The organism is Aeromonas sp. sif2433 (genome assembly GCF_019218705.1).
Classification (GTDB): Bacteria; Pseudomonadota; Gammaproteobacteria; order Enterobacterales; family Aeromonadaceae; genus Aeromonas; species Aeromonas encheleia.
The window spans coordinates 179,680-194,550 of record NZ_JAHUXD010000009.1 but is presented as its reverse complement, the minus strand read 5'-3'; the positions used below and the strand labels follow the sequence as shown (position 1 = coordinate 194,550).

Annotated in this window: 13 protein-coding genes and 3 tRNA genes; 3 read left to right on the top strand and 13 right to left on the bottom strand. The window is 57.7% G+C overall.

The window, feature by feature from the left end; translation table 11 throughout:
- Positions 1-53: 53 nt before the first annotated feature.
- From rpoB to KW825_RS15280, 11 genes are all read right to left on the bottom strand, one after another.
- Positions 54-4,082 (bottom strand): DNA-directed RNA polymerase subunit beta, encoded by a 4,029-nt coding sequence (gene rpoB, locus KW825_RS15330; RefSeq protein ID WP_042654546.1) that lies wholly within the window; start codon positions 4,080-4,082, stop codon positions 54-56.
- Positions 4,083-4,304: 222 nt separating this feature from the next.
- Positions 4,305-4,667, bottom strand: a complete 363-nt coding sequence (gene rplL / locus KW825_RS15325) for a 50S ribosomal protein L7/L12 (protein WP_042019315.1) — start codon at positions 4,665-4,667, stop codon at positions 4,305-4,307.
- Positions 4,668-4,718: 51 nt separating this feature from the next.
- Complete coding sequence (gene rplJ / locus KW825_RS15320; RefSeq protein WP_042654545.1) at positions 4,719-5,219, bottom strand: 50S ribosomal protein L10; 501 nt, start codon at positions 5,217-5,219, stop codon at positions 4,719-4,721.
- A gap of 257 nt (positions 5,220-5,476) precedes the next feature.
- A complete protein-coding gene (gene rplA, locus KW825_RS15315; RefSeq protein WP_042654544.1) occupies positions 5,477-6,178 on the bottom strand; it encodes a 50S ribosomal protein L1 in 702 nt (233 codons plus the stop codon).
- 4 nt (positions 6,179-6,182) lie between these two features.
- Complete coding sequence (gene rplK, locus KW825_RS15310; RefSeq protein ID WP_016352267.1) at positions 6,183-6,611, bottom strand: 50S ribosomal protein L11; 429 nt, start codon at positions 6,609-6,611, stop codon at positions 6,183-6,185.
- Between the two features lie 134 nt (positions 6,612-6,745).
- Entirely contained in the window at positions 6,746-7,297 is a 552-nt protein-coding gene (gene nusG / locus KW825_RS15305) for a transcription termination/antitermination protein NusG (protein ID WP_033130103.1), read from the bottom strand.
- Between the two features lie 9 nt (positions 7,298-7,306).
- Positions 7,307-7,678 carry a preprotein translocase subunit SecE gene (secE, locus tag KW825_RS15300; protein ID WP_042654543.1) on the bottom strand — a complete coding sequence of 124 codons (372 nt, stop codon included), beginning with the start codon at positions 7,676-7,678 and terminating at the stop codon, positions 7,307-7,309.
- Positions 7,679-7,738: 60 nt separating this feature from the next.
- Positions 7,739-7,815: transfer RNA gene (locus tag KW825_RS15295), tRNA-Trp, on the bottom strand.
- 52 nt (positions 7,816-7,867) lie between these two features.
- Entirely contained in the window at positions 7,868-9,052 is a 1,185-nt protein-coding gene (tuf, locus tag KW825_RS15290) for an elongation factor Tu (protein WP_126623228.1), read from the bottom strand.
- 173 nt (positions 9,053-9,225) lie between these two features.
- Positions 9,226-9,300, bottom strand: a tRNA-Gly gene (locus KW825_RS15285).
- 38 nt (positions 9,301-9,338) lie between these two features.
- Positions 9,339-9,423, bottom strand: a tRNA-Tyr gene (locus tag KW825_RS15280).
- Between the two features lie 261 nt (positions 9,424-9,684).
- On the opposite strand from KW825_RS15280, the gene coaA reads away from it, so the two are divergent.
- Positions 9,685-10,623, top strand: a complete 939-nt coding sequence (gene coaA / locus KW825_RS15275; protein ID WP_042654330.1) for a type I pantothenate kinase — start codon at positions 9,685-9,687, stop codon at positions 10,621-10,623.
- An 85-nt stretch (positions 10,624-10,708) separates the two neighbouring features.
- Here coaA and birA read toward each other — a convergent pair whose 3' ends face one another.
- Positions 10,709-11,674, bottom strand: a complete 966-nt coding sequence (birA, locus tag KW825_RS15270) for a bifunctional biotin--[acetyl-CoA-carboxylase] ligase/biotin operon repressor BirA (RefSeq protein WP_218329686.1) — start codon at positions 11,672-11,674, stop codon at positions 10,709-10,711.
- A complete protein-coding gene (gene murB, locus KW825_RS15265; RefSeq protein ID WP_218329685.1) occupies positions 11,671-12,708 on the bottom strand; it encodes a UDP-N-acetylmuramate dehydrogenase in 1,038 nt (345 codons plus the stop codon). Before murB ends, birA begins: the two co-directional genes overlap by 4 nt.
- 125 nt (positions 12,709-12,833) lie before the next feature.
- On the opposite strand from murB, the gene KW825_RS15260 reads away from it, so the two are divergent.
- Positions 12,834-13,487: a TrkA family potassium uptake protein gene (locus KW825_RS15260; protein ID WP_218292009.1), complete on the top strand. Its 654-nt coding sequence runs from the start codon at positions 12,834-12,836 to the stop codon at positions 13,485-13,487.
- Entirely contained in the window at positions 13,484-14,839 is a 1,356-nt protein-coding gene (locus KW825_RS15255; RefSeq protein WP_218329684.1) for a TrkH family potassium uptake protein, read from the top strand. Before KW825_RS15260 ends, KW825_RS15255 begins: the two co-directional genes overlap by 4 nt.
- The last annotated feature ends 32 nt before the right edge of the window (positions 14,840-14,871 follow it).

Below are 14,871 nucleotides of genomic sequence, written 5' to 3'. Positions count from 1 at the left end.
CTGCCAAAGCAGCGGGGCGCCCACGTCAATTCTCGAACAATAAGAGCGAGCTCTTACTCTTCGTCCAGCTCGATGTTGATACCCAGAGAGCGAATTTCCTTCAGCAATACGTTGAAGGATTCGGGCATGCCCGGCTCCATACGGTGGTCGCCATCCACGATGTTCTTGTACATCTTGGTACGGCCATTCACATCGTCAGACTTGACGGTCAGCATTTCCTGCAGGGTATATGCCGCACCGTAAGCCTCCAGGGCCCACACTTCCATCTCACCGAACCGCTGGCCACCAAACTGTGCCTTACCACCCAGCGGCTGCTGGGTAACCAGGCTGTAGGAGCCGGTAGAACGCGCATGCATCTTGTCGTCTACCAAGTGGTTCAGCTTGAGCATGTACATGTAACCCACGGTGACCTTACGCTCGAAAGTGTTACCGGTACGACCGTCGAACAGGGAGATCTGACCGGATTCCGGCAGATCGGCCAGCTTCAGCAGGGCCTTGATTTCGTGCTCTTTGGCACCATCAAAGACAGGTGTAGCAACTGGCAGACCCTTACGCAGGTTACCCGCAAGGGTACGTACGTCGTCGTCAGACAGCTCGGCAATGTTCACTTGCTGGGTGTCTTTCTCGCCCAGGTCATAGACCTGTTGCAGGAATTCACGCATCTCGTGCAGCTCGCGCTGATCTTTGATCATGCGGTCGATCTTCTCGCCGATGCCCTTGGCCGCGAGGCCCAGATGCACTTCGAGGATCTGACCGATGTTCATACGGGACGGTACACCCAGCGGGTTCAGTACGATGTCGACCGGACGGCCGAACTCGTCATGGGGCATATCCTCGACCGGGCAGATCTTGGAGATAACACCCTTGTTACCGTGACGGCCCGCCATCTTGTCACCCGGTTGGATGCGACGCTTGACTGCCAGGTAAACCTTGACGATTTTCAGTACGCCCGGCGCCAGATCATCACCCTGGATAATCTTGCGACGCTTGTTCTCGAACTTCTTGTCGAAGTCGGCTTTCAGCTCGATGTGCTGCTCGCCGATCTGCTCCAGTTCGATCTGCTTGGCTTCATCTTCGATGGCCAACTCAAACCACTTGGAACGATCCAGCTTGTTCAGACGATCTTCACTGTAACCGGCGGCCAGCAGCAGGTTGCGGGAGCGGCCGAAGATGCCGTCTTCCAGGATCTTGAACTCTTCGGTCAAGTCCTTCTTCGCTTCCTTCAGCTGCATCTCTTCGATTTCTTTGGCGCGCTTGTCTTTTTCCACGCCATCGCGGGTAAAGACTTGCACGTCAACCACGGTACCGTACACACCGTTCGGCACACGCAGAGAGGAGTCCTTCACATCGGAGGCCTTCTCACCGAAGATGGCACGCAGCAGCTTCTCTTCCGGCGTCAGCTGGGTTTCACCCTTGGGTGTTACCTTACCAACCAGAATGTCGCCGCCCTTCACTTCGGCACCCACGTAGACGATACCGGACTCGTCCAGCTTGGACAGAGCGGCTTCACCCACGTTCGGGATGTCGGCAGTGATCTCTTCCGGACCCAGCTTGGTGTCACGGGAGATACAGGCCAGTTCCTGGATATGGATGGTGGTCAGGCGATCTTCCTGTACCACGCGCTCGTTTACCAAGATCGAATCTTCGAAGTTGTAACCGTTCCACGGCATGAACGCGACGCGCAGGTTTTGGCCCAGCGCCAGTTCGCCCAGATCGGTAGACGGACCGTCAGCGACCACGTCGCCCGCCATCACCGGCTCACCCAACATCACGCAAGGACGCTGGTTGATACAGGTGTTCTGGTTGGAACGGGTGTACTTGGTCAGGCTGTAGATGTCGATGCCGGCTTCGCCTGGCAGCAGCTCATCTTCATTGACCTTGATAACGATACGGGAGGCATCGACGTAGTCGATCATGCCGCCACGCTTGGCCACTACGGTTACCCCGGAGTCGACGGCCACGGCGCGTTCCATACCGGTACCTACCAGCGGCTTGTCAGCACGCAGAGTCGGTACGGCTTGACGTTGCATGTTCGAACCCATCAGGGCTCGGTTAGCATCATCGTGTTCCAGGAACGGGATCAGAGCAGCAGCCACAGAAACGATCTGTTGCGGGCTCACGTCCATGTACTGGATCTGGTCGGCGTTCATAAAGGTGGATTCACCCTTATGGCGGCACGGGATCAACTCATCTTTCAGACGGCCATCTTCGGAGGTCGCGGCGTTAGCCTGAGCGATCACGTACTTGCCTTCTTCAATTGCAGACAGGTAATCCACTTCGTCGGTGATCACACCGTCGATAACCTTGCGGTACGGGGTCTCGAGGAAACCGTACTCGTTGGTGCGGGAATACACGGACAGCGAGTTGATCAGACCGATGTTCGGACCTTCCGGAGTTTCGATAGGGCACAGACGACCGTAGTGAGTCGGGTGTACATCTCGAACTTCGAAGCCGGCACGCTCACGGGTCAGACCGCCTGGGCCCAGCGCGGAAATACGACGCTTGTGGGTCACTTCGGACAGCGGGTTGTTCTGGTCCATGAACTGGGACAGCTGGCTGGAACCAAAGAACTCTTTGACCGCGGCGGAGATCGGCTTGGCGTTGATCAGATCCTGCGGCATCAGGGTGTCCAGGTCGCCCAGGGAGAGACGCTCCTTGACCGCACGCTCGACACGCACCAGACCTACACGGAACTGGTTCTCGGCCATTTCACCGACAGAACGGATACGACGGTTACCCAGGTGGTCGATATCGTCCACCTCGTCATTGCCGTTACGGATGTCGATCAGGCGCTTCATGACCTCGACGATGTCGTCTTTGGTCAGCACGCCTACGCCGGTCTCGTCTTCACGACCCAGACGGCGGTTGAACTTCATCCGACCCACGGTAGACAGGTCATAACGCTCGGAAGAGAAGAACAGGTTCTCGAACAGCTGCTCAGCCGCTTCGCGGGTGGGCGGCTCGCCCGGACGCATCATGCGGTAGATCTCGACCAGTGCTTCCAAACGGGTGGAGCTGGAGTCGATGCGCAGGGTCTCGGACATGTAAGCACCGTGATCCAGTTCGTTGGTGAACAGAACCTCGAAGTGCTTGAAGCCGGCTTGGGACAGGTTGGCAACCGCTTCCAGGCTCAGCGCCTGGTTGGCAGTCACGACCACTTCGCCAGTCTGCGGATGTGCGTAGTTCTTGGCTGCAACTTTGCCAACAACATACTCCACCGGCACCTCAATCTGGGTGATGGCGTCTTTTTCCAACTGACGGATGTGGCGCGCGGTTACCCGACGACCGGTTTCAACCACCACGGCGCCATTGGCGATGATGTCGAAGGTCGCAGTCTCACCACGCAGGCGCTCGGGCACCAGGTCCATCATCAACTTGCCATCTTTAACCTCGAAACCGATGGTCTCGAAGAAGGTGGCCAGAATCTGTTCGGAACCGAAGTCCAGGGCGCGCAGAATAATGGATGCCGGCAATTTACGACGACGGTCGATACGGACAAACAGGTTGTCTTTTGCATCGAACTCGAAGTCCAGCCAGGAGCCACGGTAGGGGATAACGCGGGCGTTATACAGTACCTTACCGGATGAATGTGTTTTGCCTTTATCATGGTCGAAGAAGACGCCCGGGCTGCGGTGCAGCTGGGAGACGATGACCCGCTCGGTACCATTGATAACAAAGGTGCCGTTTTCGGTCATGAGCGGAATTTCGCCCATGTAAACTTCTTGTTCCTTGATGTCTTTGACGGTGCCGGCAGCTGCTTCACGGTCGTACAGAACCATACGAAGCTTGACACGCAGCGGCGCGGAGTAGGTCACTCCACGGATCTGGCATTCTTTTACGTCAAATACCGGCTCACCCAGGCGATAGCTGACATACTGAAGCTCAGCACTACCGGAGTAACTGGTGATCGGGAAAACGCTACGGAAAGCGGCCTCTAGGCCGTATTCACCTTCCGGGTCAGCCTCGATGAACTGCTTGAAGGAGTCCAGCTGAATGGACAACAAATAAGGCGTGTCCAGTACCTGGTCTCGCTTACCGAAGTCCTTACGAATGCGTTTTTTTTCGGTATAAGAGTAAACCATAGGGTTCCTCAGCTCGCTGATAAGTGACCCACTCTGTCCCGCAGGACAGCTCTGTCTCAACACCGTTTTGTGTTGGCCCGGACGATGATACGGTCCGGATTGCTGGTGCACCGAGAGTCGTAAACGGTGTGAAATGCTCTCAGTCTACAGCGCAAAAAGGCTGGTGAACAAATATTCACCAGCCCTAGCCTGTTTTATCAGGCTAATCTACATAAATGCAGATTATTTGATCTCAACAGAAGCACCAGCTTCTTCAAGCTGCTTCTTCAAAGCTTCAGCTTCATCTTTGGAGATGGCTTCTTTCAGGTTGGTCGGTGCAGCTTCTACCAGGTCCTTGGCTTCTTTCAGGCCCAGACCGGTGGCAGCACGAACGGCCTTGATGACGGCAACTTTGTTGGCGCCAGCAGCAGTCAGAACTACGTCGAACTCGGTCTTCTCTTCTACTGCTTCAGCGGCCGGACCGGCAGCTACAGCAACAGCGGCAGAAACACCGAACTTCTCTTCCATTGCTTCGATCAGCTCAACAACTTCCATTACGGACATGGAAGCAACGGCTTCGATGATTTGGTCTTTAGTGATAGACATGACAAAAATTCCTGATGTTGAATAAACTCAAACAGCCTAAATAGGCGAGAATCAAGCAGCAGCTTGTTTCTGGTCGCGAACAGCAGCGATAGTACGAACCAGCTTGCCAGCAGAGGCTTCCTTCATGGTAGCCATCAACTTCGAAATCGCTTCGTCGTAGGTCGGCAGCGTGGCCAGACGATCAATTTGTGCTGCGGCGATAAACTCACCGTTAAAAGCGCCAGCCTTGATTTCGAACTTTTGGTTCGCTTTGGCAAACTCTTTGAACAGACGAGCGGCAGCGCCCGGGTGTTCGTTAGAGAAAGCAATCAAGGTAGGACCAGTCAATACGTCGTTCAGGCAACCGAATTCGGTGCCCTCTACCGCGCGACGCAGCAGGGTGTTACGCACAACGCGCATGTACACACCGGCTTCACGAGCGGATTTACGCAGGACGGTCATCTTGTCAACAGTCACACCGCGAGAATCGGCTACAACTGCAGACAGAGCGCCTTTGGCAGCTTCGTTGACTTCAGCAACAATTGCCTTTTTGTCTTCGAGTCCCAATGCCATTGGCTTAACTCCTGGATTGAATCTGAGTCTCATGACTCAGTACTGACACATCCCCCCTACCTTCACAACAGAGGGGAACGATGCGGTAGCAGGATTCCAGAAGAGAAAGAAAACTTTCTCGCTGGGTGTCCGGCACCGTCTACGCAGGAAGGATTAAGGCCATGCGGCCACCTGCGGTCTTGGACGGAGGTCGAAACCCCCAACCAATCAAGGCGCAAAATTATAGATTAAATTTTGCGCCTTGTAAAATCCATCAATTAGCCCTGAGCTTCCAGAGAAGCTTGGTCTACGGCAACACCGGCACCCATGGTGGTGGAGATGCTGACTTTCTTGATGAAGATACCTTTGGCGGAAGAGGGTTTGCCCTTTTTCAGAGCAACCAGCAGAGCTTCCAAGTTTTCTTTCAGCTGAACTTCGTCGAAAGAAACCTTACCCAGAGTGGTATGGATGATACCATTCTTGTCATTGCGGTAACGAACCTGACCGGCTTTAGCATTCTTCACAGCTTCAGCAACGTTCGGGGTCACGGTACCCACTTTCGGGTTAGGCATCAGGCCACGCGGGCCCAGGATCTGGCCCAGTTGACCAACAACGCGCATGGCATCCGGGGATGCGATCACGACGTCGAAGTTCATCTCGCCTTTCTTGACCAGCTCGGCCAGGTCATCCATACCAACCAGTTCAGCACCGGCAGCCTTGGCGGCTTCGGCGTTGGCACCCTGGGTGAATACGGCGACACGGATGTCACGACCGGTACCGTGCGGCAGTACAGTAGCACCACGTACGTTTTGGTCAGATTTACGAGCATCGATACCCAGGTTAACGGCAACGTCAACGCTTTCAACGAACTTGGCGGTAGCCAGTTCTTTCAGCAGGGCAATGGCTTCGTTGATGGAGTACTCTTTGGTACCGTCAACTTTTTCGCGAATAACGCGCATACGCTTGGAAAGTTTTGCCATTGTCTTAATCCTCCACTACCAGGCCCATGGAACGAGCGGAGCCTGCGATGCAACGTACTTTTGCATCCAGATCGGCACCAGTCATGTCCGGCTCTTTGGTCTTGGCGATTTCTTGCAGCTGAGCAACAGTCACCTTACCAACTTTGTCTTTGTTCGGCTTGGCGGAACCAGACTGGATACCAGCGGCTTTCTTCAGCAGGAAGGAAGCAGGCGGAGTCTTGGTTTCGAAGGTGAAGGAACGGTCACTGTAAACGGTGATCACGACCGGAGTCGGTGAGCCTTTTTCCAGCTTCTCTGTACGAGCGTTGAACGCCTTACAGAATTCCATGATGTTGACACCGTGCTGACCCAGCGCAGGACCAACGGGAGGGCTGGGGTTAGCACTGCCAGCCTTAACTTGCAGCTTGATATAAGCTGTGACTTTCTTAGCCATTACGAAAATACCTCAAAAATGGGTTCTAGCGCCTCGGAGACATGCTCCTGCAAACGGCTCCCCAACAAATAAAGGGGCAGCGAATTATAGAGATATTCGCTGCCCCTGACAACCGTTAAACGTACAGACTTTAATCAGCCCTTTTCGACCTGACCAAAATCCAGTTCTACCGGCGTTGAGCGACCGAAGATCAGTACCGAGACCTTCACGCGACTCTTCTCGTAGTCCACCTCTTCAACGGTACCGTTGAAGTCGGCAAACGGACCATCGGCAACCCGCACCATTTCACCCGGCTCAAACAGGGTTTTTGGCCGCGGCTTGTCATGGGCATCTTGCAGACGATTGAGGATGGCATCTGCTTCCTTATCAGAGATAGGAGCAGGGCGATCTGAAGTACCGCCGATGAAACCCATCACGCGCGGTACATTACGCACCAAGTGCCAGGTGGTTTCATCCATCAGCATCTGCACCAGGACATAACCCGGGAAAAATTTGCGCTCACTCTTGCGCTTCTGGCCAGCACGCATCTCGACCACTTCTTCGGTCGGGACCAGCACTTCGCCAAACATCTCTTCCATGCCATGCATCTTGATATGTTCACGCAGGGATTTGGCAACCCGACCTTCATAGCCGGAAAATGCCTGCACGACATACCATCTCATACGTTGTTCACGTTGTTCAGTCATGGCTTATCCTTACACACCGGTAATCAAGTTGACCAACCAGACCAAGGCACCGTCCAGAAGGAACAGCAAAAGCCCCATCACGGCGGTCACCGCCAGCACAATCAGGGTTGTCTGAATGGCTTCCTGACGGGTCGGCCATACGACCTTGCGGACTTCCAGGCGCGACTCACGAGCAAATGCCAGTGTTGCCTTACCTTTGGTGGTTTGCAGGGCCACTGCACCAGCAGCGGCGATGACAACGACCACACCCAGGGCGCGGACGGCTGCGACAACATCGTGCAGCAGGTAATTACCCACTACAGCGGCCGCCAGGATGATGAAAACCAGACCCCAAAGCAGGGTATCCTTGTTTCCGCCCTGTCCCTCAGAACTAACACTCATACAACCCACCTGTATCTGACGTAACCAAAGACACAAAAGCCCCGTACGAGACGAGGTATATGGCAGGGGCGGCAGGACTCGAACCCGCAACCATCGGTTTTGGAGACCGCTGTTCTACCAATTCGAACTACGCCCCTGCATAAGAAAGCCCCTATTATAGGGGCTTCGCTTTATTTATGTAAGCCAAGATTACGCGATTACGCTGGCTACAACACCAGCACCTACGGTACGGCCACCTTCACGGATGGCGAAACGCAGGCCGTCGTCCATCGCGATCGGCGCGATCAGGGTAACAACCATTTTGATGTTGTCGCCTGGCATTACCATTTCAACGCCTTCCGGCAGTTCGATGGTACCGGTCACGTCGGTAGTACGGAAGTAGAACTGAGGACGGTAGCCCTTGAAGAACGGGGTATGACGACCACCTTCTTCTTTGGACAGTACGTACACTTCAGATTCGAACTTGGTGTGCGGCTTGATGGAGCCCGGCTTGGCCAGTACCTGACCACGCTCTACGTCTTCACGCTTCACGCCACGCAGCAGGGCGCCAACGTTCTCACCGGCACGACCTTCGTCCAGCAGCTTGCGGAACATTTCTACACCGGTACAGGTGGTGGTCACGGTATCTTTGATACCAACGATTTCGACAGTCTCACCGACTTTAACGATACCGCGCTCAACACGACCGGTTACTACGGTACCACGGCCAGCGATGGAGAAGACGTCTTCGATAGGCATCAGGAACGGCAGGTCGATTGCACGCTCCGGCTCCGGGATATAGGTATCCAGGTGGTTGGCCAGCTCGATGATTTTCTCTTCCCAAGCAGCGTCGCCTTCCAGCGCTTTCAGCGCGGAACCACGGACTACCGGCAGGTCATCACCCGGGAAGTCGTATTCGGTCAGCAGTTCGCGAACTTCCATCTCGACCAGCTCAAGCAGCTCTTCGTCGTCGACCATGTCGCACTTGTTCATGAACACGATCATGTACGGGATACCAACCTGGCGACCCAGCAGGATGTGCTCACGAGTCTGCGGCATCGGGCCGTCAGTCGCAGCTACTACCAAGATCGCGCCGTCCATCTGGGCAGCACCGGTGATCATGTTTTTAACGTAGTCGGCGTGACCCGGGCAATCTACGTGGGCGTAGTGACGGGCAGCGGTGTCATATTCTACGTGGGAGGTGTTGATGGTGATACCACGCTCACGCTCTTCCGGCGCCTTGTCGATCTGGTCGAAGGCGAAAGCTTTACCACCGAAGTGCTTGGCCAGCACGTTGGTGATGGCGGCGGTCAGGGTGGTTTTACCGTGGTCAACGTGGCCGATGGTACCCACGTTAACGTGCGGTTTATTACGCTCAAATTTTTCTTTAGACATGATCGTCCCTCTAAACTAACGCTGAGTACGCGGTGGCAAGCTAACCACAGAACAGTTTATATGATGGATTTGAATCTGGTGGGAATAGAGAGGTCGGTGCTGGCAGGCAGGTTCGATTGCCGAACACACCCTAGGGTGTGGCTCTCAGTATCACCTGAGCCATATCAGCATCTTGGAGCGGGCAGCGGGAATCGAACCCGCATCATCAGCTTGGAAGGCTGAGGTAATAGCCATTATACGATGCCCGCATTTCTCTAACCCAAAGAACTCAAACCGCAGAGAAATATGGTGGAGGGAGAAGGATTCGAACCTTCGAAGGCAGAGCCGTCAGATTTACAGTCTGATCCCTTTGGCCGCTCGGGAACCCCTCCGGTACCTCAATGCCACAACGGTAATTCTGCTTGCACCCGTTGTTTTGTCGCTTTTGCCGGGCAAATAGACGACAGACATCTAAGCGTCGCGCATTTTATTGTAAGGATTTTGGGGATGCAACCATTGCACCCTGCAAAAAGTGCATTATTGCAGGGATCCATGCAAAAAAAGCCTCCTTCCCCGTCCGAACCGGATGCGTCACTTGTCGCTCCCGATCCCTTGGTGTATGGTCGCCCTGCCCAAGAAACAGTGATGACATCATGACGACAGAGCATAACCCCTATTTGCAATTCACCCGCGAACAATGGGCGTTATTGCGCGATGCAGTCCCCCTGACCCTGACCGAAACCGACCTGCATACCCTGCGCGGGATCAACGAGAAGGTGTCATTGCGCGAGGTAGAAGAGATCTATCTGCCCCTCTCCCGCCTGCTCAATCTCTACGTCAAGGCCAAGCAGCGCCGCAGCCGGGTGCTGGAGCAGTTCCTCGGCCAGTCCCGTGGCAAGGGCACCTACATCATCAGCATCGCCGGCAGCGTGGCGGGGGGCAAGAGCACCACGGCCCGCATCATGCAGGCGCTGCTGGAACGCTGGCCCGAGCATCCACGCGTCGAGCTGGTCACCACGGATGGCTTCCTGTATCCCAACAAGGAGCTGGAGGAGCGCGGGCTGATGCGCCGCAAGGGCTTCCCGGAGTCCTACGACATCCGTCACCTGGTGGAGTTTGTCGCCAATATTCGCGCCGGCCACGAGAAGGTCGAGGCCCCCGTTTACTCCCACCTCATCTACGACATACTACCGGATGAGAAGAAGGTGGTGGAGCAACCAGACATCCTGATCCTGGAGGGGCTGAACGTGCTGCAGAGCGGCATGGATTACCCGCAGGAACCCCACCGGGTCTTCGTGTCAGATTTTGTCGACTTCTCCATCTATGTGGATGCCGATGCCGAACTGCTGCGCACCTGGTACATAGATCGCTTCCTCAAGTTCCGCAGCGGCGCCTTCTCGGATCCGGACTCCTACTTCCATCACTACGCCAAGCTGGCGGAGAGTGAGGCCACCGAGATTGCCAGCAACATATGGCAAGATATCAACTATCTGAATTTGAAAGAGAACATCCTGCCGACCCGAGAACGAGCCAACCTGATCCTGACCAAGGGTCACGAGCACGCCATCGAGCAGATCAAGCTGCGCAAGTGATTGCAGGCGCCAACGGCGGACAAACAAAGGGGGCCCTCGGGCCCCCTTTGTTATTGTGGTCGCAGGCCGATGCCTCGCCTCTGGCTCAGTCCCCGCGCCGCAGGGAGATCTCGCCCCCCAGGTAGTATTTGATCCCCTCGTCCGTCTCCAGCCGCAGCGCGCCACGATCGTCGATGCCGCGGGCGATGCCACGGATCTCCTGCTCTCCCATCAGCAACCGCACCGGCCGGCCGGCAAAGTAGTCGAGCCGGTTCCAGCTGTCGACGAAGCTGGCCAGGCCGCTCTGCTCGAAGGTCTGCATGGCCTGTTGCAGGTGCTGGAGCACGCAGGCCGCCAGCTGGTTGCGATCCACCAGTTCGGGCTGGACGTGGCGCAGCTCGGACCAGGCCTGATCGATCTTCTCCCCCTGCCGGACCGGCATCGCCAGGTTGAGGCCTATACCGATCACCAGATGGCAGCTGGCGCCGGCGCTGCCGCTCATCTCCACCAGGATGCCCGCCAGCTTGCGGCCCTGATAGTAGAGGTCGTTCGGCCACTTCAGCTCGACGCCCGGATAACCGAGCGACTCCAGCGCCTCCACCACGGCCACCCCGACCGCCAAGCTCAGCCCCATGGCCGCCGCCATGCCCTGCTCGAGCCGCCAGTACATGCTCAGGATCAGCTGACAGCCGAAGGGTGAGACCCAGGGCTTGCCACGACGGCCACGACCGGCGGTCTGGCACTCTGCCAGGCAGCTCTCGCCGGACTGAAGCCGGCTCACCCGCTCCAGCAGATGCTGGTTGGTGGAGTCGATCACCGAGAAGCAGTGCACCGGCGCCATGGGGGCCAGGGCCTGCAACTGTGCCTGATCGTACAGCGCCATGGGCACCGCCAGCCGATAGCCCTTACCGGTCAGGCTGAACAGGTCCAGCCCGAGATCCTTGAGGGCGGCCATGTGCTTGCTCACCGCCGCCCGGCTGATGCCGAGCTGCTCGCCGAGCTGCTCACCGGAGTGGAACTGACCATCGCTGAGCAGGTTGATCAGGGTCTGTCTGATGGGGGTGAGGCTCATGCCAGCACCTCGTCGAGCCAGGTCTCGCCGGTGAGCCCCATGAAGCGCACCTCGTGCTCCAGCAAGACGCCGAAGCGCTGCTCTACACTGTCGCGCACATGGGCCGCCAGGGCGATCAGCTCCATGGCGCTGGCCCCGCCGAGGTTCACCAGAACCAGAGCCTGCTGCTGGTGCACGGCGGCGCGGCCGATGGCGAAGCCCTTGAGACCGCACTGATCGATGAGCCAGCCCGCCGCCAACTTGGCCTGCCCCTCCCCGGCGGGATAGACCGGCAGTTGCGGGTGCTGCAGCTTGAGCCGCTCGGCCTGCGCCAGGCTGACCAGGGGGTTCTTGAAGAAGCTGCCGGCATTGCCGAGCACGGCCGGATCCGGCAGCTTGGCCATGCGGGTGGCGCAGACGGTGTCGAAGATGGCCTCCGCCGTGGGATCTTCACCGAGCGCCGCGAGCGGGCCATACCCCAACACCGGCTGCCAGGCCTTGGGCAGGTGCAGACCGACGGCGGTGATGAAGTGGGAGTCCTGGCAGGCGTGCTTGAAGATGCTGTCGCGATAACCGAACTGGCAGTCGGCAGCCTGGATGCGCTCCACCTCGCCCGTCTGCCAGTTGAATGCCTCCACATAGGCGCAGAAGTCGGCCAGCTCGACGCCGTAGGCACCGATGTTCTGCACCGGGGCGGCACCGACAGTGCCCGGGATCAACGCCAGATTCTCCAGCCCATGCCAGCCCTGCTGCAGGGCGTGGTGCACCAGCTGATGCCACTCCTCCCCCGCCGCCACGTGCAGCAGCCAGTGGTCGCCCTCCTCCTGCAGCTCGATGCCCTGCAGGCGGTTGAGCACCACCAGACCGGCAAAGTCATTGCAGAACAGGATGTTGCTCCCTCCCCCCAGCACCAGGCGCGGCAGGGCGTTCAGCTCGGGGTTGGCCATCAAGGATCTGAGGTCATCGAGCCGGGTCACCTCTGCCAGCCAGAGGCAATGGGCATCTAGGGCCAGGGTGTTGAGGGTCAACAAGGGGGCGTGGGGGGTGAGTTTCATCTGCGTGTCCCGACAAGAGCAAGCGGGCAGTTTACCCCAGATCCCGCGGGACGAAAAATCCAGGCACTTTTCGGACTCAATCTGCTGGGGTAGAGTAACTCCTTCAGCCCTCTGAGGAAGCATAAATGAACAACCAATTTGCCGTCATAGGCCTCGGCCTGTTCGGCAGCGCCCTGTGCGAAGAGTTGCAACGGCAGGATGCCGAGGTACTGGCGATCGACATCGACGAGGTCAGAACCCGTCAGATCGCCACCCTGTGCAATCATGTCATCGTCGCCGATGCCACCGATGAGGCTACCGTCGCCGAGCTCGGCCTGGCCAACTTCGACATCGTCTTCGTCGCCATAGGTGACAACCTGGAGACCAGCATTCTCACCACGCTAGTGCTGAAGGAGGCGGGGGTGAAGAAGGTGTGGGTCAAGGCGCGCGACAAGTTTCACGCCAAGATCCTGCAGAAAGTGGGCGCCGACAAGGTGATCAACCCGGAGTGGGACATGGGGCGCCGGGTCGCCCAGAGCATGCTGGACAACCGCCTGTTCGACTACCTGGAGCTGGGCCACGACATGGTGCTGACCGAGTTTGTCATCGGCCTGGCGCAAAATGGCCGTACCCTGGCCGACCTGCACCTGTTGCAGCAGACCGAACTGCAGTTGCTGGCCATCAAGCGCGGCCAGGTGCTGCACAACGTACTGACCGGCAAGATGGAGCTGCAACTGGGCGACATCCTGATCCTGGCCGGTAACAAGCATGCCATCGATCACTGGCTCGACACCCTATGATCAACTGGCGCAGCAGCTATGCCTTTGCCCTGCATCGGGATGCCGATTCCCGCTGGAGCGAAGCCAGGCTGATCCTCGGCAGTTTCCTCGTCATCCTGTTGATTGGCACCCTGTTCCTGGTCCAGCCCTCCAGCCACAATGGCGAGGTCACCTTCGTCAACGCCCTGTTCACCGCCACCTCGGCCATCAGCGTGACCGGCCTCGGGGTGGTGGATACCGGTACCGTCTTCACCCTGCAGGGGCAGATCTTCCTGCTGATGCTGATGGAGATTGGCGGCCTTGGCCAGATGACCATGACCCTGCTGCTGATCGCCATGTTCAGCAAGCGGGTCGGCCTGCGCCAGCAGGTGCTGGCCAAGGAGGCACTGGGTCAGGAGGGCTCGGTCAACATCATCCAGCTGGTGAAGCGCATAGTGCTGTTCGCCCTGGTAGCCCAGCTGATCGGCACCGGCCTCATGGCCATTCGCTGGGTGCCGGAGATGGGCTGGGCCCACGGCCTCTATGTCAGCTTCTTCCATGCGGTGTCCGCCTTCAACAACGCCGGCTTCTCGCTGTTTGCCAACAACCTGATCAGCTATCGGGATGATCCCATCATCAGCCTGACCATCGCCGGTCTGCTGATCCTCGGCGGGGTCGGCTTCACCGTCATCGTCGATCTGGTGCGCAACCGGCGCTGGCGCAAGCTGAAGCTGCACAGCAAGCTGATGCTGCTGATGACCCCGGCGCTGTTGCTGGCCGGTACCCTGATGTTCTGGCTGCTTGAGCACAACAACCCAGGCACCCTCGGCAACGCCGGCATTGGCGGCCAGCTGTTGGCGGCCTTCTTCCAGTCTGCCAGTGCCCGTACCGCGGGTTTCAACACCATCGACATCGGCTTGATGACCCCTGCAGCCCTGCTGTTCCTGATGATGCTGATGTTCATCGGTGCCGGCACCACCTCCACCGGGGGCGGCATCAAGGTAACCACCTTTGCGGTGGTGTTGCTGGCGACCAAGGCGTTTCTGACCAAACGGCCCCATGTCACCGCGTTCGGCCGCACCCTGTCACCCCAGATAGTGACCCGCTCGCTGGCCATCATCATCGTCAGCACCATGGTGCTGATGCTGGCGATGTTCCTGCTGATGATCACCGAGTCACAACCCTTCGACAAGATCATGTTCGAGACCATTTCGGCCTTTGCTACCGTCGGCCTCTCCACCGGTATCACCGCCTCCCTGAGTGAGCCTGGCAAACTCATTCTGGTGCTGGTGATGATCTGCGGCCGTCTGGGGCCCCTCACCCTGGCCCTCATGCTGGCCAGACCGAGCGAGACCCGGATCCGCTACCCGGAAGAGGGGGTCTATACGGGCTGATCCTCCATGGATGCGAGAAAGGGGCCCAGGGC

Bases quoted from the DNA above. Each gene is read 5' to 3' on its own strand.
- rplA (WP_042654544.1), bottom strand. From the start codon at position 6,178: ATGGCAAAACTTTCCAAGCGTATGCGCGTTATTCGCGAAAAAGTTGAC.
- rplJ (WP_042654545.1), bottom strand. From the start codon at position 5,219: ATGGCATTGGGACTCGAAGACAAAAAGGCAATTGTTGCTGAAGTCAAC.
- KW825_RS15255 (WP_218329684.1), top strand. From the start codon at position 13,484: ATGATCAACTGGCGCAGCAGCTATGCCTTTGCCCTGCATCGGGATGCC.
- secE (WP_042654543.1), bottom strand. From the start codon at position 7,678: ATGAGTGTTAGTTCTGAGGGACAGGGCGGAAACAAGGATACCCTGCTT.
- nusG (WP_033130103.1), bottom strand. From the start codon at position 7,297: ATGACTGAACAACGTGAACAACGTATGAGATGGTATGTCGTGCAGGCA.
- rplK (WP_016352267.1), bottom strand. From the start codon at position 6,611: ATGGCTAAGAAAGTCACAGCTTATATCAAGCTGCAAGTTAAGGCTGGC.
- rpoB (WP_042654546.1), bottom strand. From the start codon at position 4,082: ATGGTTTACTCTTATACCGAAAAAAAACGCATTCGTAAGGACTTCGGT.
- rplL (WP_042019315.1), bottom strand. From the start codon at position 4,667: ATGTCTATCACTAAAGACCAAATCATCGAAGCCGTTGCTTCCATGTCC.
- birA (WP_218329686.1), bottom strand. From the start codon at position 11,674: ATGAGCCTCACCCCCATCAGACAGACCCTGATCAACCTGCTCAGCGAT.
- tuf (WP_126623228.1), bottom strand. From the start codon at position 9,052: ATGTCTAAAGAAAAATTTGAGCGTAATAAACCGCACGTTAACGTGGGT.
- coaA (WP_042654330.1), top strand. From the start codon at position 9,685: ATGACGACAGAGCATAACCCCTATTTGCAATTCACCCGCGAACAATGG.
- murB (WP_218329685.1), bottom strand. From the start codon at position 12,708: ATGAAACTCACCCCCCACGCCCCCTTGTTGACCCTCAACACCCTGGCC.
- KW825_RS15260 (WP_218292009.1), top strand. From the start codon at position 12,834: ATGAACAACCAATTTGCCGTCATAGGCCTCGGCCTGTTCGGCAGCGCC.